The organism is Cryobacterium breve (assembly GCF_004402375.1).
Classification (GTDB): domain Bacteria; phylum Actinomycetota; class Actinomycetes; order Actinomycetales; family Microbacteriaceae; genus Cryobacterium; species Cryobacterium breve.
In genome coordinates, this window is record NZ_SOGJ01000011.1 from 1 (window position 1) to 25,212 (window position 25,212).

The window sequence follows — 25,212 nt, forward strand, 5'->3', positions numbered from 1 at the left end:
GCGCTCCCGCAGGAGCCGGGCCCGGTATTTCAGCTTCGACGCCGTCACCGTGCCCGCCGACTTCAGCACCACCGCCTCAAACGCCGGCCTGGCCTCGGCCGGCACCGACCACGCCTGATCGATCACCGCCCGCGCATGCTGGTAGCTGACCTCCCCAGCCGCCAGCGCGACCCAGGTGGCGGGGAGCTCCTCGGCCAGAGCGCGGCTCTCCGCGATCAGGTTCTCCGCCGTGCGCCGCGGAATGCGGATCGTGCACGCCAGCTCGCTCACGAACTCCCGCTCCGCGACCTCGGCCGCGTCCCACCGGGACCCCGGAAGCCGCACGACCGCATTCGCCCGGGACTGCCCGAACCTCCGGCCCACCTCAACCAGCTCCGCCCGCCGCGCGAAAGCCGCGGCAATGGCCCGCTCGGCCTCCGCGATCGCCTCGAAATGCGCCGCGAGAGCCTCCTGCTCGGCAAAGAATGAGGGCCTCATGACACCCACGCTACGGGCACCCACCGACATTCCACGCGGCATCCGCTCGACTCCGAACGCCCTGTGGACAACCCGATCAGACGCGAATTGTGGAGGAACCAAGGCCGAGGAACTCCCGCAGCTGATCCACGCCCTCGACTCGCAGTTCGGTCTCGGACCGGTTCAGGGTGTCTGGTGTCAGAACCAGTCTCTGGTTCAGGGCCAGTTCGTCGTCGCGCCTCTTCACACGGCTGACTCCGTTCTCCCGGTATCCGACTTTTCTCGACACGGCGAGCGACGCCGGGTTGTCCAGGAACGCGGCGGAGGTGACCTCGGTGGCGTCCAGGTGGTCGAACATGAAGGTGCAGAGCGCCTGCCGCATCACGGTACCGATTCCCCGGCCGTGGTGCTTCAGGCCGAGCCAGGAGCCCGTTTCCCCTGTTCTCGTGACGAGGTAGTCCCTGGTGGATATGCTCTGACACCCCACGATCTCACCGTCGAAGCGAACCGTGGTCTCGAGGGTCCAGGCCTTCGGCGACATCTCGGCTCGTTGCGCCCAGTGGTACTGCGCGAGCCTCACTCGAACCTCGCCCGGGGAACCCACGGTCCAGGGGAAGAAGAACGGCATCTCAGTCGGCGCGTGGATGCCGGCCGCGACGAGCGCATCGAGTTCGGGCAGGTCTGGGTCGCGAACAGGAGACAACGTCACAGGCCCGCTGGTGATGGTCAGCCCAAAAGGCGGCCACAGCTCATCGAGCGATGTGGACAGGTGCACGTTTTCCTTCATTCCTGACGGAGTCGGCTTCGTTCTCGCCGGCCCGGTGCTCTTCGATCCGCGCACTGGTCGCGAAACCCTTCGTCGGCAGATTCGCGTGCTTCTGGAGCACCTCAAGCCAGACCCGGTATTGCCTGAGCGTTTCAAAGTAGTGGAGTTGCACGCGATCGATCGCTTCCACTGGCGGAGGTCCCGGTGCAACCTGCAGTTCCAGATCGAGCGACCGCCAGCTCTCCGCGAGCAGTACCAACTGATCCGCCAGGATCCAGCCGGGGCCCAATTCATCGTTCGCCGCCGGAACGGTGATCATAACGGGCGCCCACTCAGCCATCGATTCCTGCAGGCGACGCCTGGCGGAGGCCGTGACGCGCAACATCAGACCAACGAACTCCTGGTGCGTGCAGAGCTGACCAAGATCTGCCGCGAGCTTCCGGTCATCGATGTGGTTCCAGAACCCGCTGGTTGCTCCGATCTGGGGCTCGATGCCCAGCGAGCGGAGCGTGGCAAGGTTCTTCGCATGATCGGCCGCTACGAAACCGGGTATGCCCCCGGCATAGAGGTCGGCTCCGATGGCGGGAGCCAGAAGCATCCGTCCGACGTCGTTCACGGTTTGGGACAGACCACGAAACGCAATGGTAGAGATGCCCTGAAAACGTTCCTTGTCTCTGGCATCGGCCCGACTCTTGCCGAGGGTGTCCACGATTCGAGCGGTGATGAAGATGCCGATGAGACCGATGACCGCATCCCTGGTGTGCCCGAAACTCTCCGTCGCCGTATCCACGGCCGTGAAGTCCAGGAGGGACGGACTCAGAATCAGCACGCAGGCCGCCAGGACCAACCAGATGTGGCGGGCCACCTTCCCGATGCCACGTATCATTTTTGCCAATTCTTCCCCCAGGATGCAGTACCCACGTGCCTCTCCAGATGCTAGCAAGGAACCGTGCAGCGGCTGCAACAAAACCGAGGGTCTGATCCGTGGCGTTAATACCCCAGGGGGTATGTTATCCTCGATGCGACGGACCAGGAAAGAGGGCCACCATGTGCTATCAGATCACGTGTTCCAACTGCAATAAGGCAACCTGGGACGGCTGCGGCCAGCACGTCGACGATGCGCTCTACGGCGTAACCGCGTCCGACCGCTGCACCTGGCGTGATGGAAGCTGACGAGCAGACCGCTCTCACCAGGACGGACATTCTGCACGCCCGTGCCGAGGCCTCGCACGAGTGGTCGAGACTGCTCGGCGACACGAACTCGTGCGCCCTGGCGAAGGATGGCCGCTCACACCCCGCCGCCAAGTTCCAGGAGGGCCGGGTCGCTGCCCTCGGCGAATTGGCGCGCCGCATTGACGATGACACGGATGCCGGAAACGTCGCCGCCGAGGCCCTCGCCGTCACCATTCGCTGGGTACAACAAACACTGCCCGGCGCTCGTCAGGACCGCGACTGGGCGGCATACCGCACCGGAGGGATCGAGGCCATGACCGAGATTTCAACCGTGCTGGAGACGACCGACTGACGACCCAGGAACCGCCCGTCATCTTCGAGAGCTGACCCGCTCCGCGGACTACCCGGTCAGGGCCGGCTACCGGGCCAGGGAGGTGCACTCCGGCGCGGCGTCGAAGGCCTGCCCGATCGCGCTCGTGCCGTCGGCGGCGGCCGTTCCGATCGCCGTCACCGTGGTGGCGAGCGCTGTCAGGGAGGCACCGGCATCGCTGGCGACCGTACCGAGGGCCGCGACCAGTGCGGTGCCGGTGGCGCCATCCACGGATGCCACGCTCGACTCCAGATCGGAGATCGACGAACTGAGGTCATCCGAGGATTCCCTGACGGCGGACACCTGGGGATCATCTTCGCTGCCCCTCGGCACCGCCTTGATGGAGTCCGCGAGTGCGGCCGCCGACTCCTTGATGGTCTGCATCTGGGTGTTGAGCCGGGCCGACACGTCGGCCCCGCCCGCCGCCGCGGTCGATACCAGACCCTGAACATCCGTTTTCAGGGTGGCCGTCGACGAGCAGACGTCACCAGCCCACGCGGTCTGCTCCGCGGTGGGGGGCGTGCCACTGGCGGCCTCTGACGAGGTGGCGGATGGCGTGGGTGACGCGGTCGGCTCCGACTGGGTGCACCCGGAGAGAAGAGCGGCCGCGGCGAGAAGGCCGATCAGGGCTGCTGCGTTCAGCTTGCGGGCCGATTTCGTCATGGGAGCTCTCTCCTTCGGTGACTGACGGCATCCGGCCCGCTCCCCCGGTGGTGAAACGGGCCGGACACCCTGGACCGGGGTTTCCTTCTACTCAGTGTCGTCCGAGGTCAGCTGGATTGCCAGGCCCAGGGCCTCGGCGATCTTCCTCACGGCGGCCGCGGTGCGCGCGGTGCCGATGACCGGTGCCACGGCAACGAGCACGTCCTCGACGTCGTCGACGGACAGGCCCGGTTCCTCCGCCGACCCGATGTGCAGCAGATAGGACATCATCGGGGCCTCGACCGCGTCGAGAACCGCGATACCGATAGTGGAACGAGGACCCTGCCACGACACCACCCGAGTCGGGTGAACCGTTGCTTCCGGCGGCCATGGGTGTCGGCGGTCGTGGGTAACTCAGGACATCCGTCGCCGCCATGTCAAACCACTGCGGAATTAGGCGCAATCATCACGGATGTCCGGCCCGGCAGGACGGATCTCCTGAGTTAGCAACAACACCCGCCGGGGGCGCCGGGTGCGCCGGGGGTCCACGACGAGCTGGTCCCGCTGCGCGAACGTATTCGACGGAGATTTTGCCCGAAACAGACCAGAACTGGCCAAAACCCGGCCCATTTCCTAAAATCTCCGTCGAATTGGTTCGACCGGCTCTACGCTCTCGGTCTGCACAGGGTGCTCCGCCGGGACGCACCCGGCCCGTGCCGGCGGGTTACTCCTTGGCGACCAGGGTGAGAACGTCGTAGGTGGCGACGACCTCGTCGTTCTGGTTGTGCAGCACGGCGTCCCAGCAGACCTCGCCGTATTCGTCGGTCTCGCGGGGGGTGATTCGCTTGGCCGTCAGGGTGACCCGGATGCTGTCGCCAGGCGACACCGGGGTGACGAACCGCAACTTCTCCAGCCCGGAGTTCGCGAGCACCGGCCCGGGGGCCGCGTCGACGAACAGCCCGGCCGCCCAGGACACGAGCAGGTAGCCGTGCGCGACGATCCCGGGGAAGAACGGGTTCGCGGCGGCCGCCTCGGCATCGGTGTGCGCGTAGAACTTGTCGCCCGTGTCCTCCGCGAACGCCGTGATGTCGGCCAGCGTGACCACGCGCGGTCCGCCCTGCGTCTGGTCGCCCACCCGCAGCTCGGCCAGTGACTTGCGGAACGGGTGGATGCCCGTCTGCACCGCGGCACCGGTGTGCCACTCCCCCGTGATGGCGGTGAGCATGTCGGGCGAACCCTGGATGGCCGTGCGCTGCATGTGGTGGAGCACCGAACGGATGCCGCCGAGCTCTTCGCTGCCGCCGGCGCGCCCAGGTCCGCCGTGGACGAGGTGGGGAACGGGCGAACCGTGACCCGTGCTGCTACGCGCGTCGACCCGGTCGAGCATCAGCACCCGACCGTGGTGCGCGGCGATGCCGAGCACGAGTGCGCGCGCGACATCGGGGTGGTGGGTGGCCACGGTCGTCACCAACGAGCCGCCGCCGCGGGCGGCCAGCGCCACGGCGTGGTCCAGATCGGTGTATTCGATGATGGACGCCACCGGGCCGAAGGCTTCGATCTCATGCACGGCCGGGCTCTCCGGGTCGTGGAAGGCCAGCAGGATGGGCGCCATGAAGGCGCCTTCCGGGTCAGCTCCGGTCGGCAGGTCCTGCGAGCCCATCACGATGCGTCCGCCGCCGTCGATCAGGCGGGCGACGCTGGCAAGCACCTCGTCGCGCTGGCCGGTGCTGGCGAGGGGCCCCATGGTGACCCCCTCGGTGCGCGGGTCACCGAGGGTGACGCGGCGGGCCATCCGTTCGGACACGGCAGCGACGACCTGGTCGCGGCGGCCCGCCGGGACGATCAGCCGACGGATGCTGGTGCACTTCTGGCCGGCCTTGCTGGTCATCTCGGTGACGACAGAGGCGACGTAGGCGTCGAACTCGGCCGTGCCGGCCGCGGCGTCCGGGCCCAGGATCGCGGCGTTGAGCGAATCGGTCTCACTGGTGAAGCGCACGCCGCCCTCGACAACGTTCGAGTGGGCCTTGAGGGTGCGGGCGGTTCCGGCCGAGCCGGTGAATGCGACCAGGTCCCGGTAGTCGAGGTGGTCGATCAGGTTGCGGGCGCTGCCGGAGATGAGCTGCAGGGACCCGGGCGGCAGGATGCCGGAGGCGAGGATGTGGCGCACGACGGCCTCGGTGACGTAGCCGGTGGGCGTCGCCGGCTTCACGATGGTCGGCACACCGGCGATGAACGCCGGGGCCAGCTTCTCGAGCATTCCCCAGACCGGGAAGTTGAAGGCGTTGATCTGGCAGGCGACGCCGGGGATGCGGGTATAGATGTGCTGGCCGCTGAAGGAGCCGTCGCGGGAAAGGGCCTCTACGTCGCCGTCGATGTAGACCTGGCTGTTGGGCATTTCACGCCGACCCTTGGAGGACAACGTGAACAAAACCCCGATGCCGCCGTCGATGTCGACCATCGAGTCGTAGCGGGTGGCGCCGGTGCGGGCGGAGAGCTCGTAGAGCTCCTCTTTAACCCCGCCCAGGTACTGGCCGAGCTTCTTGAGCAGGATGGCGCGCTGGTGGAAGGTCAGCTCTCCGAGGGAGGCCTGACCGACCGTGCGGGCGTGGGCCACCACTGCGGCGAGGTCGAGACCATCGCTGCTGACCCGGGCCACCTCGGCCCCGGTGCTCGCGTCGAGCACGCTCTGGGCGCCTGAGTCGTCGGCGGGCGCCCACCAGGCATCCAGAACGTAGCTTGGCACAACTGTGCCGATGGTCTTATCAGTGCGTGAGTCAGTGCTTGTGCCATTGTTTGTGCCATTGCTGAGGAGTGTCATGATGCGTCCTTCCAATCGAAGAAGCCGCGGCCGCTTTTGCGTCCGAGGTCACCGCGGGCGACGAGGTCGCGCAGCAGTTGCGGCGGGGCGAAACGGTCGCCGAGCGTCTCGTGCAGGTGCTCGGCAATGCCGAGGCGAACATCGAGGCCGACGATGTCGGTGGTGCGGAGAGGGCCGACCGGATGCTTGTAGCCGAGCACCATGGCCGTGTCGATGTCCTCGGGGCTGGCCACGCCCTCCTCGACCATGCGGATCGCCTCGAGCGCGATCGCGACGCCGAGACGGGAGCTGGCGAAGCCGGGCGAGTCCCGCACCAGGATGGGCGTCTTGCCGAGCGCGGACACCCAGGACTGCGCCAGCCGGGCGAGCTCCGGGTCGGTGCTCTCCCCCGTGACGACCTCGATCAGGGTCGAGACCGGCACCGGATTGAAGAAGTGGAGTCCGATGAACCGTTCCGGACGGTCCAGCGCCTCGGCCAGATCGGTGATCGACAGCGAGGACGTGTTGGATGCGAGCCAGGCGGTGGGTGCGAGGTGCGCCTCGACCAGGCGGAGCGCCTGCGTCTTCAGCGCCACAACCTCGGGGACGGCCTCGACTACCAGGCCGGAGGCGGCGAACGCGGCAGCATCCGTTGCCACGGCCAGCCGGTCGACGAGCTCGGCGCGGGTAGCGGTGACACTGCCGCGACCGAGCGATGTGTCGACGGCTGCCAGCACCCGGTCTCGGGCGGCTGCGGCTGCGTCGTCACTCTGCTCCACGACGGTGACGTGGGCGCCGGCGATCAGGAACGCGTGGGCGATGCCGGCGCCCATCCGTCCGCCGCCGAGCACGCCGACCCGGTCGGGCACCGCCGGTCGGGCGAGGTCAAGCACGGCACCGGTCGCGGTGCCGGTCCGGGTGCTGTTCCGGGTATTGAGCGTCATCGCTGCTTCCTCTCCAGAAATGCGGTCATCCGGGCGAATTTCTCCTCGGACTCGAAGAGCCGGGCCTGAGCCGCGTCGTCGGCCAGCGGATGCGCGGCCGCCGGTAGGTGGAAGACCTCCTTGGCCAGCTGGGTGGCCAGGGGGTCCTGCGTGGCGATCCGGTCTGCCAGCGCGTGCGCGGCCGCCAGCAGGGCGTCCGGCTCATGCACCTCGGTGACCAGGTGCACGGCCAGCGCCTCGGCGGCGGTCAGGATGCGGCCCGCGAGGATGATCTCCTTGGCCACGGGTTCGCCGACCAACGCGGCCAGCCGCCAGAGTGCACCGGCAGCCGGGATAATGCCGAGCCCGGTCTCGGGGTTGCCGAGCCGGGCCGTCGTCGAGGCAAGCCGGAAGTCGGCGGCGTAGGCCAGTTCAGCCCCGCCGCCAAGCGCCCAACCGTCGATGGCGGCGATGACGGGCAGTGGCAACTTGGCGATCCGGCCGAACAGGCTGGAGTTGATGCCCTTCAGGGCGTCTTCCGCCCGGCGGTCCCGAAGCTGTGCGATGTCGGCCCCGGACGCGAAGACACCGTTCGTTCCGGAGAGGATCAGAATGCGCGGCCCGCGTTCGACCTCGCCACAGACCAGGTGCAGTTCGTCGATCAAGGTCTGGTCGATCGCGTTGCGCACGTGTGGGCGGTTCAGCTGCACGTGCACGCGGTCCGGACGGTATTCGACCAGCAGGGTCGTGAACTCCCGCGACACCTAGACGCGCTCCACGAGCAGGGAGGAGCCCTGGCCGACGCCCACGCACAGGGTGGCGACGCCACGGCGGGCACCCTCGCGCTGCATCCGGCCGAGCAGCGTGATCAGAATGCGCGAGCCGGACGATCCGAGCGGATGCCCGAGGGCGATCGCGCCGCCGTGACGGTTGACGATCTCCGGATCCAGACCGAGCCGGCGGATGCAGGCCAGGGACTGGGTTGCGAACGCCTCATTCAGCTCGACGGCGTCGACGTCGCCGATGGTCAACCCGAGGCGGTGCAGCAGCTTTTGCGTGGCCGGGACGGGACCGAGGCCCATGGTCTCCGGCGCGACGCCGGCACTGGCCCCACCGACCACCCGGGCGCGGGGCGTCAAGCCGAGGCGCTCGATCGCGGCCTCGCTCGCCACCACGATGGCGGAGGCGCCGTCGTTGAGGGAGCTGGCATTGCCGGCCGTGACGATGCCGCCCGGCCGCACGACCGAGCGCAGCCCGGCCAGGCGTTCCAAGGTCGTGTCGGCTCTGGGTCCCTCGTCGATCTCGATCACTCCGCCGCGGGTCGGAACACCCACGATCTCGGGCGAGAAGACGCCGTCCCGCTGCGCCTCGAGGGCCAACCGGTGCGAGCGCATAGCGAACGCGTCGGCATCCGCCCGGCTGATACCGTCGACGACGGCGACCTCTTCGGCCGTCTCCGACATGGAGAATGTTGCTTTGTCGCGGGCTTTCAGGCGCGGGTTCGTGAAGCGCCAGCCGATCGACGTGTCGACGATCTCGCCCGGTTTGGCGAAGGCCTTCTCCGGCTTGGCGAGAACCCAGGGCGCGCGGGTCATCGATTCGACGCCGCCGGCGATCACGAGGTCCGCTTCGCCGGCCTTGATCATGTTGGCCGCGAGGTGCACGGCCGACAGACCGGACGCGCAGAGCCGGTTTACCGTGATCCCCGGCACGCTGTCGGGGAGACCAGCCAGGAGCACGGCCATGCGGGCGACGTTGCGGTTGTCCTCGCCGGCCTGGTTCGCGGCACCGAGGATGACCTCGTCGATCAGCGCGGGGTCCAGGCCCGCCCGGGACACGACCGCTGCGAGCACGACGGCGGCCAGGTCGTCGGGACGGATGCCGGCCAACACCCCGCCGTACCGTCCGATGGGAGTTCGAACACCATCAACCAGGAATGCTTCGGGCATGGCTTCATCACCTTTGATCGCCGTGTTTACCAACTGACCGTTCGTTTTGTAAAGAATGACATACAAGGCCCCTCCCCGGCAACCGTGTCCGAGGACCGTGCCCTGAGACCCGGACTGAGGCAGACTTGGTATGTGAACGCAACGCCTGACACCGTCCCATCCGCCGCGGGCCCGGCTCGTCGCTCGGTCCCCCGCCTCGGAATCCGCCGCAATCTGCTGCGCCCGGACGATTCCGAGCAATCGGATCGGGTCACCTACATCGAGCTGTTCTTCGACCTGATCTTCGTATTCGCCCTGACCCAGCTATCGCGCCACCTCTACGAAAACCAGTCCTGGCAGGGCACTGCCGAGTCGGCCGTTCTGGTGCTCGCCCTGTGGTGGATCTGGGTGCACACCACCTGGGTGACCAACGTGCTCGATCCGGCACGTCTGCCCGTGCGCGGAGTGGTGCTGGGGCTCTCGCTGGTCGGACTCGTGGTGAGCGTCTCGATCTACGAATCTTTCGGCGACCGGGGGTTCATTTTCGCCGTCGCCTATGTCGTGCTGCAGCTCGGCCGCACGGCCTTCATGGCCCTGGCTCTGGCCCGCCACGACCGCGCCCTCCATCGCTCCTTCGTTCGGATCTTCGTCTGGTTGGCCACTGCCGGGCTCTTCTGGATCCTCGGCGGCCTGCTCCCGGCCGACTACCGGCTGCTGGCCTGGGCGATCGCGCTCGGGATCGAGTTCATCTCGGCCAGCTCCGGGTTCCCGGTGCCGGGCCTCGGCAGGGCCGCTCCCGGCGATGCCGAGCTCTCCGGCCCGCACATCGCGGAGCGCAGCGCCCTGTTCGTCATCATCGCGCTCGGGGAGTCCTTCCTGGTGACGGGATTCGCCTTCGTCGACCAGGACGTGTCCGTGCAGGGCGTGATCGGGCTGCTACTGGCCTTCGTGAGCGGAGCCGCCATGTGGTGGCTGTATTTCGACCACGGTGAGCGCGCGGGCAGCAAGGCGCTCGCCGCCAGCACCGATCCCGGCCGGATGGCCCGGCTCGCCTATACCTATGTGCACGCCCTGATCATCGCCGGCGTAGTGCTGACCTCGGTCGGTGACAAAGAAGTGCTGGGGCATCCGGATTCCCCGGTGAGCTTCGGGGCGGCCGTCGCGATCACCGGCGGCCCGCTGCTGTATTTGCTCGGCCTGGCCCTGTTCCGATTCGTGGTGGCCCGTGAGGTGCTGGTGTCGCACCTGGCGGGCATCGCGCTGCTGCTATTGGCGCTTCCCGTTGCCTTCGCCCTGTCGCCGCTCTCACTGGGGGCCGTGTGCGCGGGCGTGCTCACACTCGTCGCCTGCTGGGAGACGATCGTGCGCGTGCGGAACGGTACCGACGACGAGAAGGCCGGCTAGCCGAATCCGTTCGGAGAAACGACGGCAAGGAGGGGTGGCACCGGAGCGACAGTCCTCATTCCTGTCGGTTCAGGCCCACATCTTCGGCTTCTGCGATTGCGGCCGTTGCTAGAAGAAGTCGTCGGGGGTGCCGGCGGCCTTCGTGACCGAGTCGGTGCCGATGCGGGCGGCGGTGAGCTGAGCCATCGCGACGCGCAGCCCGGATTCCATCTGCGATGCCCAGACCTCGGTTTCGCGGCTGGCGGCGTCGGCGGCATCCGCTCGGGCGATCGCCTTCTCTTTCTCGGCGCGTTCGCTGCGCACCTGCTGGATGCTGAGAGTGATGCCGTAGTAGGCGGCCACCATGGAAGCGATCGGCGTGGCGAAGACGGCCAGCGCGTTGATGCTCTCGCTGGACACCCCCACCAGGAGCATCACGATGAAGGCCACGGCCAGGGCCGCGATGCCGGCCAGCACGACCAGAGAGGTGCGCTGAGTGGCCGTGGTCGTCAGTCGCGGGGCCGGCTTGGGTACAGGCCGGGCGACGGATGCCGCGGTGGGCTCGGCCTGCACTGCGGGGTCCAGGGACTCGAGGGTCTCGGTCTGATCACTTTGATCCGACAGCGACATGGTGCGGGTGGGCGTACTCGCGGAGGAGAAATCAGTCATGGTGCGGGCTCCGTCATCAGTGTGCATCGGGGGAAGAGGTGCTGGGCTGGGTGGGGATATTGTCTGCTGCCGGTTCGACGCGGTCAAGGCGGGCATCCGGATCGCCGTCGAGGAACACCCTTTTGTAGCTGCGTCCGTCGGGGAGTTCGATGGTTCGACCGGAGACCTTCCCGCGGCTCAGCTGCAGGTAGATCGCCTGGGCCGTCACCCCCAGCTTCGCAGCCGCCTCCGACACCGACAGCCCGGGCAGATCGGTGGGCACCGCGCTGGGCCGCGCTGCGCGCTTGCGGCCGGCCGCCTGGCGGGAGGCGATCTCGGCGTCGGTGCCGCTCCAACGCCACTTCGCCGCGGCCGGCTTCAGCTCGGCGGCGTCGGAGATCTCGTCCCAGCTCTGGCCCACGCGCAATGCGTCGCGCACGCCTACCAGGGTGGCCGGGTCGGCGTCGAGCTCGAGGAGCAGAGAACGGATGGCCTGGATCCGGTCCAGCGGCGCCGAACCGGGGCTGCCGTCCACAGCTGCCAGCCGGGACAGTGCCGCGCTGGTCGCGGGAGCGAGGAAATAGCCCATAGTGTCTCCCGGGCTAATCAGGGGTGCAGGGTGGAGGGACGATGGGCTTCCGGGCCGGCTTCGCCGCCGATGGCTGCCGCGAGGCGTTCGCGGGCGCGACCCAGGTGCTCATCGAGCAACCGGGCGGCGCCCGGGCCGTCGCCTTCGGCGATGAGTTCGAGCAGACGCTGGTGTTCGGCCTGGATCAGCGCCGTGTCGAGCAGATTCATCGACTGCACGCGGGTCATGCACAGGCGAACCTCGCTGACCAGGGAACGGTACATCTTACTGATCCGCTCGTTGCCGACGGCGTCGATCAGGCTGGTGTGGAAGCGCATATCGGGTTCCACCACGGCGAGCGCGGAGTCTCCGGCGACGGCTGCAATGTCGAGGTTGGCCTGCACGGCTCCGTCGGGGACGGTGCGGGTGAGGGCGAGGCGGCGCAGCACCTCGCTTTCGAGATAGGCGCGGGCCAGGTAGATGTCACGCACGGAGTCCGGGCCGAGCTCGGCCACCCGAGCGCTTTTGTGCGCACCGCGCACCAGCAGGCCCTCGGCTACGAGCTTCTCGATGGCCGCTTTCGCCGTCGGGCGCGCCACGTCGTAGCTGGCTGCCATGTCCGTCTCGGTCAGTGCCACCTCGGAGGTGAGCTCCCCCTCGAGGATGCGGGTTCTCAGGTCGTTCGCGATGGCATCCACAATCGATGTTGCCGTTACTCGCGCTACCACGGAGCCCACCTTTCCCTAGTCCGAATCCCATCCTGCCAGACGACACCACCTTTTTTGTTGACTTACTTGCACACTCGCTAGACCATCGTGGAGGTGTCACGATGGCGTGACCATGACCTCAGTGTGGAGACCTCATCTTTCAACAGATAGTCGCTCCAATTCTCGGATCCCTCGTCCTCTCGGTCATCTGTGCCGCATTGCCGCTCATCCTTCTCGTCGTCCTTCTCGGCGTGTTCCGGGTCAAGGCGCACACGGCCGCACTGGCCAGCCTGTTCCTCTCGGTCGTGCTCGCGGTCGTCGGCTGGCAGATGCCCGTCGGCCAAGCCCTGAGCGCGACGGCAGCCGGCATTTTCTACGGCCTCTTTCCGATCCTCTGGATCCTGGTCAACGCGTTGAGGATTTACGAGCTCACCGTGGCAACCCCCTGGTTCGAGGTTTTGGGCCGCACCATCCGTTCCACCTGGCTCTGGCCGGCGAGCTGGAGAAGGACTTCGTCGACGAGGGTGTGGAGACCTGCGCGGTCGACGGCATGTGCCAGACCGCCTGCCCGTTCAACATCAGCACGGGCACCATGCTGAAGCAGATCCGGTGCGGCGAGACCGGCCGGCTGATCAACGCCGTCTGAAACGCCGTCTGGAACACCGCGGCCACGAACTGGAGTGCCATCACGCGCGGGGCCGGGCTGGCCCTCACGGTGGTGCGCACGGTTCCGACCCCGGTGCTGATGTTGCCCAACAAGCTCGGCCGGGCGGTGCTCGGCACCGACACGCTGCCGCTCTACTCGAGCAAGCTGCCGGGCGGCGGCGGCCGTCGCACCCGGGCGGCTCCGGCCCTGGCGCCGCGGGCCGTTTACTTCCCGGCCTGCGTGCAGACCATGTTCGGTCCGGCCACCGAGGGCACGCCCGGCGTGCAGGGCAGCTTCGAGCAGCTCTGCGAGCGGGCCGGCATCACCCTGTTCGTTCCCTCGGGCATCGACGGGCTCTGCTGCGGCACGCCGTGGTCCTCGAAAGGCCTGGCGGCGGGCGAGGCCACCATGCTGGCCGAGACCCTCGCTGCGCTCCGCACGGCCACCCGCAACGGCGAGCTGGCCATCATCTGCGACGCCTCGTCGTGCACCGAGGGGTTGCGAACAACCATCGACGGTGACCGGAACGTGCCGCACCTGCGGGTGGTCGACGCCGTCGCGTTCGCGGCCGAACGCATCCTGCCGTCGCTGTCCGAGTTCAGGAAAACCGATTCGCTCGCGCTGCACCCGACCTGTTCCTCCACCCGGAGGGGCATCAACGACTCCCTGCTGACCCACGCGGGCGGAGTCGCCGAGACGGTGCAGGTGCCGGAGAACTGGGGTTGCTGCGGCTTCGCCGGGAACCGCGGCATGCTGCAGCCCGAGCTGACCGAATCCGCCATCCGGGCGCAGGCCGCCGACGTTGCGACACTGGATGCAACGGCGTTCGTGTCCTGCAACCGCACCTGCGAGCTCGGGCTGACCCGGGCCACCGGCATGGAATAAGGCCACGTGCTCGAACTGCTGGAAGAGGTCGCCCGGCCCGACGCCGACGATCCGGACGCCGCCGCATCCCACCAGGCGGAGTCGGGCGTGGCCTGAGCTGCGCCCACTCGCGGCGCAGGTTGGGGAGGCTGGCGCACGGTCTACCGTGCGCCAGCCTCCGTAGGGTGCGCCACGAGGCCCGAGGCCCGAGGCCCCGCTGACTGCGAGCTACTCGGGGGTGCCGAGGATGGCGACGGAGTGCGGCGCGAGGGTCACCGCGGAGGGCGTGCGGGACCGGACCGCGTCGCCGTCGGGGGCGAAGGATGCCAGCAGGGCCACGGCATCCGTCGGCACCGTTCGGGCCTCCGTGCCCAGGTTCACCAGGATCTCGGTCTCGCCGCGGCAGAGCCGCAGCCACCGCTCATTTTCGTCGACCTCGACCGCGACCCGGCCGAAGCGCGGGTCCGTGATGTCCGGACGGGACCGACGCAGCCAGGCCAGGGACTGGTAGAAGCCGAGCAGGCGCGCATGGCCCGGCTCGGACACCTCGGTCCAGTCGAGTACCGACCGTTCGAACGTCGCCGGATCCTGCGGGTCGGGCACCACGGACGGGTCCCAGCCCATGCGCCCGAATTCGCCGATCCGGCCGGTGCGCACGGCCTCGCCGAGTTCGGGTTCCGGATGCGAGGTGAAGAACTGCCAAGGTGTGCTCGCGCCCCATTCCTCGCCCATGAACAGCATGGGCGTGAACGGCCCGAGCAGGGTGAGCGTGGCGGCGATCGCCAGTTGTCCGGCGTCGAGGGTCGCGCTGAGACGGTCGCCCGTGGCCCGATTGCCGATCTGGTCGTGGTTCTGGTTGGCGACGACGAGGCGCCAGGCCGGCATCCGCGCCCTGTCGATCGGGCGGCCGTGGGTGCGCCCGCGGAAGGTCGAGAAGATGCCGTCGTGGAAGAACCCGTGGGTGAGCACCTTCGCGAGGGCGCCGAGCGGCTCGAAGTCGGCGTAGTAGCCGGTGGTCTCGCCCGTGACCGCCACGTGCACCGCGTGGTGGAAGTCGTCGCTCCACTGGCCGGTGAGCCCGTAGCCGCCGCTGTCCCGCGGCGTGATCAGCCGAGGGTCATTGAGGTCGGACTCGGCGATCAGGCTGAGCGGGCGCCCCGAGGTGGCGCTCAGCACGTCGACCTCGGTGGCAAGCTCCTCGAGCAGGTGGATGGCCCGCTCGTCGCGCAGGGCGTGCACCGCATCCAGCCGGAGTCCGTCGACGTGGTAATCGCCCAGCCACATCAGGGCGTTGTCGAGGATGTAGCGGCGCACCGGGTCGGAGTCCGGGCCGTCGAGATTGAGCGAGGATCCCCAGCCCGTGTCGCCCGCTTCATTCAGGTACGGGCCGAACTGCGGCAGGTAGTTGCCGCTCGGGCCGAGGTGGTTGTAGACGACGTCCTGGATGACGCCGATCCCGGCCTGGTGGCAGGCGTCCACGAACTGCTGGTACGCGGCCGGTCCGCCGTAGCCCTCGTGCACGGCGTACCAGAGCACGCCGTCGTAGCCCCAGTTGTGCGGGCCGTTGAAGGCGTTGACCGGGAGCAGTTCGACGAAGTCGACGCCGATCGAGACCAGGTGGTCCAGCCGACCCGCCGCCGCCTGGAGGGTTCCCTCCGGCGTGAAGGTGCCGATGTGCAGCTCGTAGACGGTGCTGCCGGCCAGCTGGCGGCCGGTCCAGGCGCCATCTTGCCAGACGTGTTCGCCGGGATCGAACGTGCGGCTTCTGGCATGCACGCCGTTCGGCTGGTGCCGAGAGCGCGGGTCAGGGTAGGGACCCTTGCCATCGATCAGGAACGCGTAGTCGACGGACTGGTCGGCCTGTCCGTCGGCGGGCGCGGTCACCGAGCGGGGTGCGTGCCACCATCCGTCGCCCCGCGGGGTCATCGCCAGCGTCTGGTCGGCGACTTCTACCGCCACGGCCCCGGCGGTCGGAGCCCAGACCTCGAATTCAGCGGACATGATCGACCCCTTCGTGGTCGGTTGCACGGGTCGTGCCGGCGGTGTCGGCGGTGTCGGCGGGCACCAGCAGCGCCACCGGGTAGCGCCGCAGCAGGGCTGAAACACTGACGACTCCGCCCGGGTATCGCTCGCCGGTCAGCCGGTCGACGACCGGTTCTCCGGCCAGGACCACTGTCGTGTCGCCCCAGCCGCCCCCGGCAGCGAGGCCGAGGGGCAGCCGGGTGGCGATGGTGACCGCGCCGCCGCGGTCGAAGGCAATCACATGCTCGGCGGCCGCGCCGAACGCGGCGACCGGGCTATGACGGAAGAAGCGTTCGGGTTCGTCCCGGCGCAGGCGCAGCGCCCGCGTGGTGACAAGCAGTTTCGCTGCGCCGGTCTCGTCGACGGGTGGCAGCCAGCCGCCCTGCACGCGGGCCAGGTAGTCGCGCCGCAGGGCGTAGTCGACCGGGCGGCGGTTGTCCGGGTCGACGAGGGAGCTGTCCCACAATTCGCTGCCCTGATAGACGTCGGGCACGCCCGGCGCCGTCAGCTGCACGAGCTTGTTCGAGAGCGCGTTGCTCCAGCCGGCGCCCCGCACCCGGTCGACGATGGCGGTGAGCGTCCGCGTGACGACCGGGTCGTCGAAGGATGCCGTCACGAGGGCGCGCATGGCGGTCTCGAATTCCTCGTTCCGGTCGGTCCAAGTGGTCGACGTTCCGGCCTCCCTGGCCGCCTTCTCGGCGTAGGCCACGAGGCGCTCCGGTGTGGCAGGCCAGGAGCCGACGATGGCCTGCCACAGCAGGTTCTCGAACGGAGCGTCGCCGAGCGGCGCGGCCGCGCGCAGGGTGCCCAGGGTGCTTTCCCATTCGGCGGGGATCTCGGCGAGCACCGAGATGCGGGCCCGCACATCCTCACTGCGCTTGGTGTCGTGCGTTGACAGGGTCGTCATCGCGGCCGGGAAGGTGGCCAGGCGCGTCTGCTGGCGGCGGTGGAACTCGGCCGCGTCGACCGCGAACTCCCCCGGGTCGGCGCCGACCTCGTTGAGCGAGGTCAGCCGGCTGAACCTGTAGTAGGCGGTGTCTTCGACACCCTTGGCCATGACCATCCCCGAGGTCTGCTGGAAGCGCACGGCCAGCGGATGCCCAGAGTCGCCGAGAAACGGCAGCAGCCGGACGATCTCGCTCGCAAGGTCGGGCCGGTGACGGGCAGCCTCGGCGGACGCGTGGCGCAACTCGTCGATACCCACCGGGAGGTAGGAGCGGTAGACCGGGAAGCAGGCCAGGAGTTCTGCCAGCGCGTCGACCGTCGTGGCGCCGGCGGTGGCGCCGCCGCCGCCGGGCGTGAGCCGGGCCAGGCGCGCGACCTCGGCCTGCAGCGTGTGGTCGGCGATGACACGCTTGCGCGCGTGCACCAGATCGGCCCAACTCGCCGGCGCGTCCCTGCTCGGCTCCACGGCCTCGGCCTGCAGCCGGGCCTCGAGCGCGTCGAGCGCGCCCTGCCCGGCCGGGTCCACGAGCAGCCGGTCGAAGTCGCCGAGGGCATCGTAGCCGGTCGTGCCGGCGGTGGCCCAGCTGGTGGGCAGCTGTTCGTCGCCCTCGAGAATCTTCTCGACGAGCACATAGGCTCCGTCGGTCGCATCCCGCAGCCGGTCGAGGTAGCCGCCCGGGTCGGCGAGGCCGTCAGGGTGGTCGACCCGCAGCCCCTGCACAAGGCCGTCCTGCACCCAGCGCAGGATCTCCCGGTGCGACTCGTCGAAGACCCACGGCACCTCGACCCGGAGGCCGGCCAGGGTGTTCACGGAGAAGAAGCGCCGGTAGTTCAACTGCGCGTCCGCGCGGCGCCAGTTGACGAGTTCGTAGTGCTGACGGGAGTGCACGACGCGGGCCTCCGCACCGTCGTCGGCGCTGCCGGGAGCCAGCGGGAACCGCTTGTCGTAGTAGCGCAGCTCGTCGTCGACCACCTCGAGCCGGTCCAGCTCACTCTGCCCGTCTGCGTCGTCGCCGAGCACAGGAAGCAGAATCCGATCGCCGGTCGCAGCCCAGTCCACATCGAAGGCCTCCGCGTAGCGCGAGGCGGTGCCCGCGCGCAGCAGGTCCCACCACCACGGGTTGCGGTGCGGGGTCGCCACGCCCATGTGATTGGGCACCACGTCCACCAGGATGCCGCGCCCGGCATCCGTCGCCGCCGCCGCCAGGCGGGTGAGCGCCTCGGCACCGCCCCGCACCGGGTCGATTCTGGAGTGGTCGATCACATCGTAGCCATGGTCGGAGCCCTCCTCGGCGGCGAGCAACGGGGACAGGTAGAGCCAGTCGGCACCCAACTCGGTCAGGTAGTCAAGCACACCCTCCGCGGCAGCCAGATCGAACTCGGCCGTGATCTGCAGGCGGTAGGTGGACAGCGGGACTCTCACGGCTTGACCAGCTGCGCCGGGTCGACCACGGAGATGGTCCCCGTCATCAGGCCGGCCAGGGAGGCCGCGACGGAGCGGTCCGGCGCGGTTTCCGGCGCGTGGTACGCCCGCAGCACCACGAGCGACCGCGAAATCACCGTGTGCAGTGAACCGGCCGACCGCGGGACCGCGTCGGCACCTTCCCCCGCCGTGTCCACAACGATTTCCCATTCCGCGGCGTACTCTGCCGACGGCAGCGTGAACTCGACATCCTCGGCGTCGGCGTTGAAGCAGACCAGGAAGTTCACGTCGGTCACCACCTGGCCACGCGAGTCGCGCTCCCGGATGCCGTCCCCGTTCAGGAACATGGCGACGGTCCGGGTGAGGTGCTCGTCCCAGTCCTGGGACTGCATTTCCTGCCCGTCGGGGGTGAGCCAGACGATGTCGCTCATCGGGTCGCCGGCGGCGCGCGCGCCGGGGTGGCCGTCGAAGAAGCGGCTGCGGCGGAAGGTCGGGTGCTCCCGGCGCAGCCTGGACACGGCGGCCGTGAACTCGATCAACGGGTGATCGGCGTCGTCCCAGTGGATCCAGCTCAGCTCGTTGTCCTGAGCGTAGGTGTTGTTGTTACCCTGCTGGGTGCGGCCGAGTTCGTCGCCGTGCAGAATCATCGGCACGCCCTGCGAGAGCAGCAGACTCGCCAGGTAGTTGCGCTGCTGACGAGCCCGCAGGGACAGCACCGCCGCGTCATCCGTCGGGCCCTCGACGCCGGAGTTCCAGGACCGGTTGTGCGATTCGCCGTCCTGGCCGTCCTCACCGTTGGCGTCGTTGTGCTTCTCGTTGTAGGAAACCAGGTCGGAGAGGGTGAACCCGTCGTGGGCGGTGACGAAGTTGATCGAGGCCACCGGGCGGCGCCCGGAGTGCTCGTAGAGGTCCGCGGAGCCCGTGATGCGGGAGGCGAACTCCCCCAGCGTCGACGGCTCGCCGCGCCAGAAGTCCCGCACGGTGTCGCGGTACTTGCCGTTCCACTCCGTCCACTGCGCGGGAAAGTTGCCCACCTGGTAACCGCCGGGACCGACGTCCCAGGGCTCGGCGATGAGCTTGACCTGCGACACGATCGGATCCTGCTGTACAAGCTCGAAGAAGGTGGAGAGCTTGTCGACGTCGTACAGGTCACGGGCGAGCGCCGAGGCCAGGTCGAACCGGAAACCGTCGACGTGCATTTCGATCACCCAGTAGCGCAGCGAGTCCATGATCAGCTGCAGCGAGTGCGGGTGCCGCACGTTCAGCGTGTTCCCGGTGCCGGTGTAGTCCATGTAATAGCGCTTGTCGTCGTCCATGAGCCGGTAGTACGCCTCATTGTCGATGCCCTTGAAAGAGATCGTCGGGCCGAGGTGGTTGCCCTCCGCGGTGTGATTGTAGACCACGTCGAGGATGACTTCGATGCCCGCGTCGTGCAGGCTGCGCACCATGCCCTTGAACTCCTGCACCTGGTTTCCGAGGTCACCGGTGGAGGAATAGGCGTTGTGCGGGGCGAAGAACCCGATGGTGTTGTAGCCCCAGTAGTTGTTCAGGCCCTTTTCCTCGAGGGTGCCGTCGTTGACGAACTGGTGCACGGGCATCAGCTCGATCGCCGTCACGCCGAGTTTCTGCAGGTGGTCGATGACCGACGGATGCGCGACGCCGGCATACGTTCCGCGCTGAGCCTCGGGCACGAGCTCCTGCAATTGGGTGAGGCCCTTGACGTGGGCCTCGTAGATCAGGGAGGCGCTGTAGGGCGTGCGCAGGGGCCGGTCGCCGACCCAGTCGAAGAACGGGTTGACGACAACGCCGAGCATCATGTGCGGGGCGGAGTCTTCGTCGTTACGCGAATCGGGGTCGCCGAAGTTGTAGGAGAACAGGGACTGGTCCCAGTCGATGGTGCCGCAGGTCGCCTTGGCATAGGGGTCGAGCAGTAGCTTGTTCGGGTTGGCTCGGCTGCCGGCAGCGGGGTTATAGTCCCCGTGCACGCGGTAGCCGTAGCGCTGGCCCGGCTGAATCAGCGGCAGGTAGCAGTGCCAGATGAACGCGCTCGACTCCACGATTTCGATCCGGGTCTCCTCGCCGTTGTCATCGAAAAGGCAGAGCTCTACTCGGTGTGCGGCTTCGCTGAAGAGTGCGAAGTTCGTGCCGCTGCCGTCATACGTTGCCCCAAGCGGGTAGGCGGTACCGGGCCAGGTTTCCAAAGGGTGCTCCTCGTGCTTCGAGTCTGGTGCTGTCGGCTTGCCGACCGGGCCGATGGGCCCATAAGTACGCTACAGTCTGCTGCGGCCGGTTGACACACCCTTCGTTTTCCCGGTTGAGTGATCTGGGTATGATGCCGCTGTGAATGAGGTTGTCGTCTTCGCTCCGTCCCCGGTTCTCACGGTCACCGTGGAGGGCCACCTGAACGCTGCCGACATCCATCTGCACGCCGGCGGTCAGGGCGTCTGGCAGGCGCGGATGCTGCTGGCCCTCGGTTCCTCCGTGACGATGTGCTGCGTGTTGACGGGTGAGACCGGGCAGGTGCTCGGTCATCTGGTCACCGATGAGGGCATCCGGGTACTCGCGGTGCACCGAACCGGCCGCGGAGCTGCGTATCTGCACGACCGGCGTGGCGGCGACCGGATCCACCTCGCCGACACCCAGGGCGATGCGCTGTCCCGCCACGACCTGGACGAGATCTACGACCTCACCCTGCGGGCTGGACTGGAAGCGGACGTCATCATCCTCAGCGGGCCGGCGGGAAACGACGTGGTGCCCGCGGATGTCTACCGCCGCCTCGCCGCCGATCTGCGCGCTACCGGACGCCTGGTGATCGCCGACCTCGCCGGGGACCGGCTCACGGCGGCGCTGCGTGGCCGGGTCAGCGTGGTCAAGGTCAGCGACGAGGAGTTGCTGGCCGACGGGCGCGTCAGGCAGAACACCGTGGAGCAGATCGTGCCTGCCATGCACGCCCTGCAGGACGAGGGGGCCGACACCGTGATCATCAGTCGCGCGGAGCGGCCCATGCTGCTGCTGGCCGGCGGCATGTTGAGCGAGGTGCATGTGCCCACGATGCAGATCGCCGATTCGCGCGGCGCCGGCGACTCCCTGACGGCCGGCGTCGCGGCCACCCTGGCCTCCGGCGGCACGATCGAGGAGGCCGTGGCGGTCGGCGCTGCGGCCGGTGCCCTCAACGTCACCCGACACGGACTCGGCACCGGGCGCGCAGAGACCGTGCGCTCACTGCGCCAGCTGGTCTGCATCTATTCGATGACCGAGCTCCCCGGCATGACGCGGAGCCTGACCCCTGATCAGCTCGCGCACAGGGTGCAGCGCCAGTGAGCCAGTCCTTCACCACCCTCATCACGAATGACGACGGAATCGGCTCCCCGGGATTGCTTCGGCTCGCCATCGCCGCCTACGACGCCGGGCTCGACGTGGTCGTCGCCGCCCCCGCCGCGGAATCTAGCGGCAGCGGCGCGGCCATCACCGCGACCGAGAGCGACGGACGCATCCTGGTCGATCGGCGGCGCCTGGAAGGCCTCGACGGGGTGCCCTGCTTCGCCGTGCACGCCGCCCCTGCCCTGATCACCCTGATCTCCAGCCATGGCGCGTTCGGCCGGCCACCCGAGCTGGTTCTCTCAGGGGTCAACCCGGGAGCCAACCTGGGCCGGGCCATCCTGCACTCCGGAACCGTGGGGGCGGCGTTGACCGCCGGGGTCAACGGTGGTCGCGGTCTGGCCGTCTCCCTCGATGTGACCGGCAACCCGACGACGCTGCGATGGGGGGTCGCAGCGCGCCTGGCCGCGCAGCTGATCCCGTTCCTGCTCGACCAGGCCGCCGGCACGGTGCTCAACCTCAATGTACCCAACGTGACGGGAGACCAGGTGCCCGAGTTCCGAACGGCCAAACTGGCCCGCTTCGGCATCGTGCAGACCACGATGACGCAGCAGGACCGGCACCAGATCAGGCTCGCCGTGGCCGACACGTCCGCCCACGCCGAGCCTGGCAGTGACGCCGACCTCCTCGGCCAGGGCTTCGCGACCGTGACCAGCATTCGTTCGGTCGACGAGCGACCGCTTGACGACCTGGTGCTTTAGCGCGCGGCACCTACTGGCTCACCCCGTTCCGGCAGGTGATCGCGAGCGGCACGGCGTGGAAGCCGTCCCGGAGACGCCTTTCGTCAGACGTGGGTTGCGGCGTCGCGGGGCGCGCCCAGTGTCGAACCAATTCGACGGAGATTCTCGTGACAAACCGTAATTTCAGCCTGTTTCGCGCCGATTCGCGTATAAACACCGTCGAAGGCGTTCGGGGTGCATGGCCACGCGCGTCGCGGATGCCGTAACAGCCCAAGCGCTGCTGCTCCTCCGGTGGGCGGTGTGGCCAACTCAGGAGATCCGCCCGGCCGGGGCTGACATCCGCCCCAGTTCCGCACTGGTCCCTGGAGCAGGTAAACCCGGGCGACGGATGTCCTGAGTTAGCCACACCCACACCCACACACCTACACACCTACACACCTACACACCCACACACCTAGGCTCAGCCGGGCCTGCCCCACGGAGCCAGAATCTCCACCGAATTCATCTGAAGTGTGGAGCGGAGAACCGAGCGGTTCGCATCGAGGCCGTGCACAGGGGAACCAATTCGACGGAGATTCTCATGACAAACCGCCATTTTCGCGGGTGCAGCTCCGATCCGCGCAGAATCTCCGTCGAATTCGTTCGGGACTGATGCGTTTTCGAGGTCATTGGCCCACGGCGTCGGCGCCAGCGTTCACGTCGTCGGCGCGGTCGACGGCCACCAGCTCCCGCACCAGCGGGGCCACCTCGGTGCCGTAAAGCTCGATGCTGGCCATCAGCTTCTCGTGCGCGAGCGTGCCCAGGCTGTACTTGAGATCGAAGCGGGAAAGGCCGAGTCCAAGCGCCGCGGCGGCGATCTTCGTGGCCACTGTCTGCGGCGAACCCACGAACAGGGCACCGTCCGGGCCGACGTCGTGCTCGAAGCGTTCGCGGGTCACCGGGCCCCACCCGCGCTCGCGTCCGATCCGGTCCTGCATGGCGGCGTAGTGCGGCCACATCTCCTCGCGGGCTTGGGCATCCGTCGCCGCGACATAGCCCGGGGAGTGCTCGCCGATCGGCCTGGTCGGCTTCTCGAATTGGGCCAAGGCACGGTGGTAGAGCTCGACCAGAGGCACGAAGGCCAGCGGGGAGCCGCCGATGATCGCGAGCATGAGCGGCAGGCCGTAGTGCGCGGCACGCACGACCGACTGCGGGCTGCCACCCACGCCGATCCAGGTTGTCAGGCCACCGGATTCGGTGGGCGGAAACACAAGCTGGTTGCGAAGCCCGGCCCTGGTCTCGCCCGACCAGGTGATCGGTTCCTCCTTGAGCAGCTCGGTGAACAGGTTGAGCTTCTCCTCGAAGAGGAGCTCGTACTGCTCGAGCTCCAGACCGAACAGGGGGAACGATTCGGTGAAGGAGCCGCGTCCGAGGATGACCTCGGCGCGCCCGTTGGAGACCGCGTCCAGGGTGGAAAACCGCTGAAAGACGCGCACGGGGTCATCGGAGCTGAGCACGGTGACCGCGGACCCGAGACGGATGTCGCGGGTCCGCCCGGCGATCGCGGCGAGGACGACCTCAGGGGCGGAAACGGCGAAATCTTCCCGATGGTGCTCCCCGATCCCGAAGAATTCCAAGCCGACCTGGTCGGCCAACACCCCCTCAGCCACCACGTTGCGCAGTGTGGCCGCCTGGGAGAGCCGGGAGCCGGAGGCGTCAAAGGTGACGTCGCCGAAGGTGTCCAGCCCGAGTTCGAACTTCATATTCATCAGGTGCGGGCTCCTAGCCGTGGTCTCTACATTCCCGTTGAAGTCTATGCAAATGCATTCAGTGGCGGAACCGCGGCCTGCCGCCGATTATTCCGGCCGGCGCTGAGGTTCACAGCGAATTCCGGGCCCCGAGGTGACGGCGGTTTCCGGCGGCGAGGCCGTCCCGAACCCGGCAGAATAGGGTCAGGGGCCACCGACCGGTCGGCCCGGCGACGGGAGATCACCATGACCGAGCACGACCTCATTTCGCTCTGGACCAAGGCCCGCTGGCACATCATCATGTCGCAGCTGGCACCGACCTTCCTGCTCACGGCCGTCGTGGCTTTCCTGTCCCTCGGCCTGAACGGGGCCGAACTCAGCGTGCGCATCGGGGCCGCGGGCATTCTGCTGGCTTCCGGCATCCTCGGCGCTCTCGCTCAGATCGCCGCCGCGAACGAGGGACTCGCCATCATCTCGGATCTCCGCGGGCTGCCGGCGGCGAGTGCTCTCGGCCGCAGCGTGATTGCCTCCGCGCCCTGGATCAACGTGGTGCGTTTCGTCACCCCGGCGGTGTTCGTCGTGGTCTACTTTGCGCTCCTGGTTGCGCTTTTCCTGCCGGCCGCATAGCCGCGGCTTCGGTGGCTCAGGCCCAATCAGCCGTGCTGCACGGCGTCCAGGTACACCCAGCGGCGGTCCAGGCGCACGAAGCGGCTGACCTCGTGCTGCTGCACGGCGGCGCCACCGGACCGGCTGTGGGCCGTGAACTCCACGACACCCTCGCTGTCGAACGGGCCGCCTTGCACGGTCCGTACGATGTCTAGGCGCAACCAGCGCACATCGCCGTCGAGCTCCAGGGTCTCCGGGCGGGTGAGCGGATGCCACGTTGCGAGCAAATAGTCCGGCTCGCCCAGTGCGAAGGCCGCGTACCGGGAGCGCATCAGCGCCTCGGCGGTGGGCGCGGACGCGTCACCGCGATGGAACCGACCGCAGCATTCGGCAGAGGGGTTTCCACTCAGGCAGGGACACCGCGGCGGCGTGGGGATCGAAGTCTCGGACACCCTTCCAGTATCGGGGAGCACACCCGGCCATGGAACCCGGCCGGCTCGGTCTCTTATCCCTGTGACGGCGCCGGGCGCGGGCAGTACCTGTTCGGGCTCACTCCATTA

At 68.3% G+C, this 25,212-nt stretch carries 23 protein-coding genes and 1 pseudogene; 7 read left to right on the forward strand and 17 right to left on the reverse strand.

The features are described from left to right. The 3 genes and pseudogenes from E3O65_RS03145 to E3O65_RS03155 form a co-directional block, all read right to left on the reverse strand. Positions 1-477: pseudogene (locus tag E3O65_RS03145) on the reverse strand (HNH endonuclease signature motif containing protein); the annotation flags it as partial. Positions 478-553: 76 nt separating this feature from the next. Then, complete coding sequence (locus E3O65_RS03150) at positions 554-1,243, reverse strand: GNAT family N-acetyltransferase (RefSeq protein WP_134362306.1); 690 nt, start codon at positions 1,241-1,243, stop codon at positions 554-556. Continuing rightward, on the reverse strand, positions 1,206-2,189 hold the full coding sequence (locus E3O65_RS03155) for a hypothetical protein (RefSeq protein WP_134362307.1): 984 nt from the start codon (positions 2,187-2,189) through the stop codon (positions 1,206-1,208). Before E3O65_RS03155 ends, E3O65_RS03150 begins: the two co-directional genes overlap by 38 nt. Positions 2,190-2,384: 195 nt before the next feature. Here E3O65_RS03155 and E3O65_RS03160 point away from each other — a divergent pair, with 195 nt between their 5' ends. After that, positions 2,385-2,747 carry a hypothetical protein gene (locus E3O65_RS03160; RefSeq protein WP_134362308.1) on the forward strand — a complete coding sequence of 121 codons (363 nt, stop codon included), beginning with the start codon at positions 2,385-2,387 and terminating at the stop codon, positions 2,745-2,747. 66 nt (positions 2,748-2,813) lie between these two features. Here E3O65_RS03160 and E3O65_RS16580 read toward each other — a convergent pair whose 3' ends face one another. From E3O65_RS16580 to E3O65_RS16865, 6 genes are all read right to left on the reverse strand, one after another. Then, on the reverse strand, positions 2,814-3,428 hold the full coding sequence (locus E3O65_RS16580; protein ID WP_166785637.1) for a hypothetical protein: 615 nt from the start codon (positions 3,426-3,428) through the stop codon (positions 2,814-2,816). 87 nt (positions 3,429-3,515) lie between these two features. Continuing rightward, positions 3,516-3,761: a hypothetical protein gene (locus E3O65_RS03175; protein ID WP_134362311.1), complete on the reverse strand. Its 246-nt coding sequence runs from the start codon at positions 3,759-3,761 to the stop codon at positions 3,516-3,518. A 370-nt stretch (positions 3,762-4,131) separates the two neighbouring features. Then, positions 4,132-6,225 carry a phenylacetic acid degradation bifunctional protein PaaZ gene (gene paaZ, locus E3O65_RS03180; RefSeq protein ID WP_134362312.1) on the reverse strand — a complete coding sequence of 698 codons (2,094 nt, stop codon included), beginning with the start codon at positions 6,223-6,225 and terminating at the stop codon, positions 4,132-4,134. After that, entirely contained in the window at positions 6,222-7,037 is an 816-nt protein-coding gene (locus tag E3O65_RS03185; protein ID WP_241985655.1) for a 3-hydroxyacyl-CoA dehydrogenase family protein, read from the reverse strand. The genes paaZ and E3O65_RS03185 overlap by 4 nt, the downstream gene beginning before the upstream one ends. Before the next feature lie 107 nt (positions 7,038-7,144). Beyond that, on the reverse strand, positions 7,145-7,891 hold the full coding sequence (locus E3O65_RS16860; RefSeq protein WP_134362314.1) for an enoyl-CoA hydratase/isomerase family protein: 747 nt from the start codon (positions 7,889-7,891) through the stop codon (positions 7,145-7,147). Then, positions 7,892-9,076 (reverse strand): acetyl-CoA C-acyltransferase, encoded by a 1,185-nt coding sequence (locus E3O65_RS16865; RefSeq protein WP_134362315.1) that lies wholly within the window; start codon positions 9,074-9,076, stop codon positions 7,892-7,894. A gap of 132 nt (positions 9,077-9,208) precedes the next feature. Here E3O65_RS16865 and E3O65_RS03200 point away from each other — a divergent pair, with 132 nt between their 5' ends. Beyond that, positions 9,209-10,459: a low temperature requirement protein A gene (locus tag E3O65_RS03200; RefSeq protein WP_198411655.1), complete on the forward strand. Its 1,251-nt coding sequence runs from the start codon at positions 9,209-9,211 to the stop codon at positions 10,457-10,459. Positions 10,460-10,567: 108 nt separating this feature from the next. Here E3O65_RS03200 and E3O65_RS03205 read toward each other — a convergent pair whose 3' ends face one another. From E3O65_RS03205 to E3O65_RS03215, 3 genes are read right to left on the reverse strand one after another with little or no spacing between them, the layout of a single operon-like run. Continuing rightward, positions 10,568-11,107 carry a hypothetical protein gene (locus tag E3O65_RS03205; RefSeq protein WP_134362316.1) on the reverse strand — a complete coding sequence of 180 codons (540 nt, stop codon included), beginning with the start codon at positions 11,105-11,107 and terminating at the stop codon, positions 10,568-10,570. A gap of 16 nt (positions 11,108-11,123) precedes the next feature. Beyond that, positions 11,124-11,675, reverse strand: coding sequence for a hypothetical protein (locus E3O65_RS03210; RefSeq protein WP_134362317.1), 552 nt, complete (start codon positions 11,673-11,675; stop codon positions 11,124-11,126). 17 nt (positions 11,676-11,692) lie between these two features. Next, on the reverse strand, positions 11,693-12,382 hold the full coding sequence (locus E3O65_RS03215) for a GntR family transcriptional regulator (protein ID WP_134362318.1): 690 nt from the start codon (positions 12,380-12,382) through the stop codon (positions 11,693-11,695). Positions 12,383-12,579: 197 nt separating this feature from the next. Here E3O65_RS03215 and E3O65_RS03220 point away from each other — a divergent pair, with 197 nt between their 5' ends. Further along, the gene (locus tag E3O65_RS03220) at positions 12,580-12,960 is read left to right on the forward strand and encodes an L-lactate permease (RefSeq protein ID WP_422386397.1); all 381 of its coding nucleotides are present in this window, start codon (positions 12,580-12,582) and stop codon (positions 12,958-12,960) included. Positions 12,961-13,076: 116 nt separating this feature from the next. Continuing rightward, positions 13,077-13,892 (forward strand): heterodisulfide reductase-related iron-sulfur binding cluster, encoded by an 816-nt coding sequence (locus E3O65_RS03225; protein WP_338419164.1) that lies wholly within the window; start codon positions 13,077-13,079, stop codon positions 13,890-13,892. Between the two features lie 207 nt (positions 13,893-14,099). Here E3O65_RS03225 and treZ read toward each other — a convergent pair whose 3' ends face one another. The 3 genes from treZ to glgX are packed head-to-tail and all read right to left on the reverse strand — an operon-like array spanning position 14,100 to position 20,462. Next, a complete protein-coding gene (gene treZ / locus E3O65_RS03230) occupies positions 14,100-15,872 on the reverse strand; it encodes a malto-oligosyltrehalose trehalohydrolase (RefSeq protein WP_134362319.1) in 1,773 nt (590 codons plus the stop codon). After that, positions 15,862-18,261 (reverse strand): malto-oligosyltrehalose synthase, encoded by a 2,400-nt coding sequence (gene treY / locus E3O65_RS03235; RefSeq protein WP_134362320.1) that lies wholly within the window; start codon positions 18,259-18,261, stop codon positions 15,862-15,864. Before treY ends, treZ begins: the two co-directional genes overlap by 11 nt. Then, positions 18,258-20,462, reverse strand: coding sequence for a glycogen debranching protein GlgX (glgX, locus tag E3O65_RS03240; RefSeq protein ID WP_134362321.1), 2,205 nt, complete (start codon positions 20,460-20,462; stop codon positions 18,258-18,260). Before glgX ends, treY begins: the two co-directional genes overlap by 4 nt. Before the next feature lie 139 nt (positions 20,463-20,601). Here glgX and E3O65_RS03245 point away from each other — a divergent pair, with 139 nt between their 5' ends. Further along, the gene (locus E3O65_RS03245; protein WP_134362322.1) at positions 20,602-21,582 is read left to right on the forward strand and encodes a PfkB family carbohydrate kinase; all 981 of its coding nucleotides are present in this window, start codon (positions 20,602-20,604) and stop codon (positions 21,580-21,582) included. After that, a complete protein-coding gene (surE, locus tag E3O65_RS03250; protein ID WP_134362323.1) occupies positions 21,579-22,340 on the forward strand; it encodes a 5'/3'-nucleotidase SurE in 762 nt (253 codons plus the stop codon). The genes E3O65_RS03245 and surE overlap by 4 nt, the downstream gene beginning before the upstream one ends. 644 nt (positions 22,341-22,984) lie before the next feature. On the opposite strand, the gene E3O65_RS03255 is transcribed toward surE, so the two are convergent. Continuing rightward, on the reverse strand, positions 22,985-24,067 hold the full coding sequence (locus E3O65_RS03255) for an LLM class flavin-dependent oxidoreductase (RefSeq protein WP_134362324.1): 1,083 nt from the start codon (positions 24,065-24,067) through the stop codon (positions 22,985-22,987). Between the two features lie 225 nt (positions 24,068-24,292). On the opposite strand from E3O65_RS03255, the gene E3O65_RS03260 reads away from it, so the two are divergent. Beyond that, positions 24,293-24,673, forward strand: coding sequence for a hypothetical protein (locus E3O65_RS03260; RefSeq protein ID WP_134362325.1), 381 nt, complete (start codon positions 24,293-24,295; stop codon positions 24,671-24,673). 26 nt (positions 24,674-24,699) lie between these two features. On the opposite strand, the gene E3O65_RS03265 is transcribed toward E3O65_RS03260, so the two are convergent. After that, positions 24,700-25,104 (reverse strand): YchJ family protein, encoded by a 405-nt coding sequence (locus E3O65_RS03265; RefSeq protein WP_241985641.1) that lies wholly within the window; start codon positions 25,102-25,104, stop codon positions 24,700-24,702. Positions 25,105-25,212: the final 108 nt, after the last annotated feature.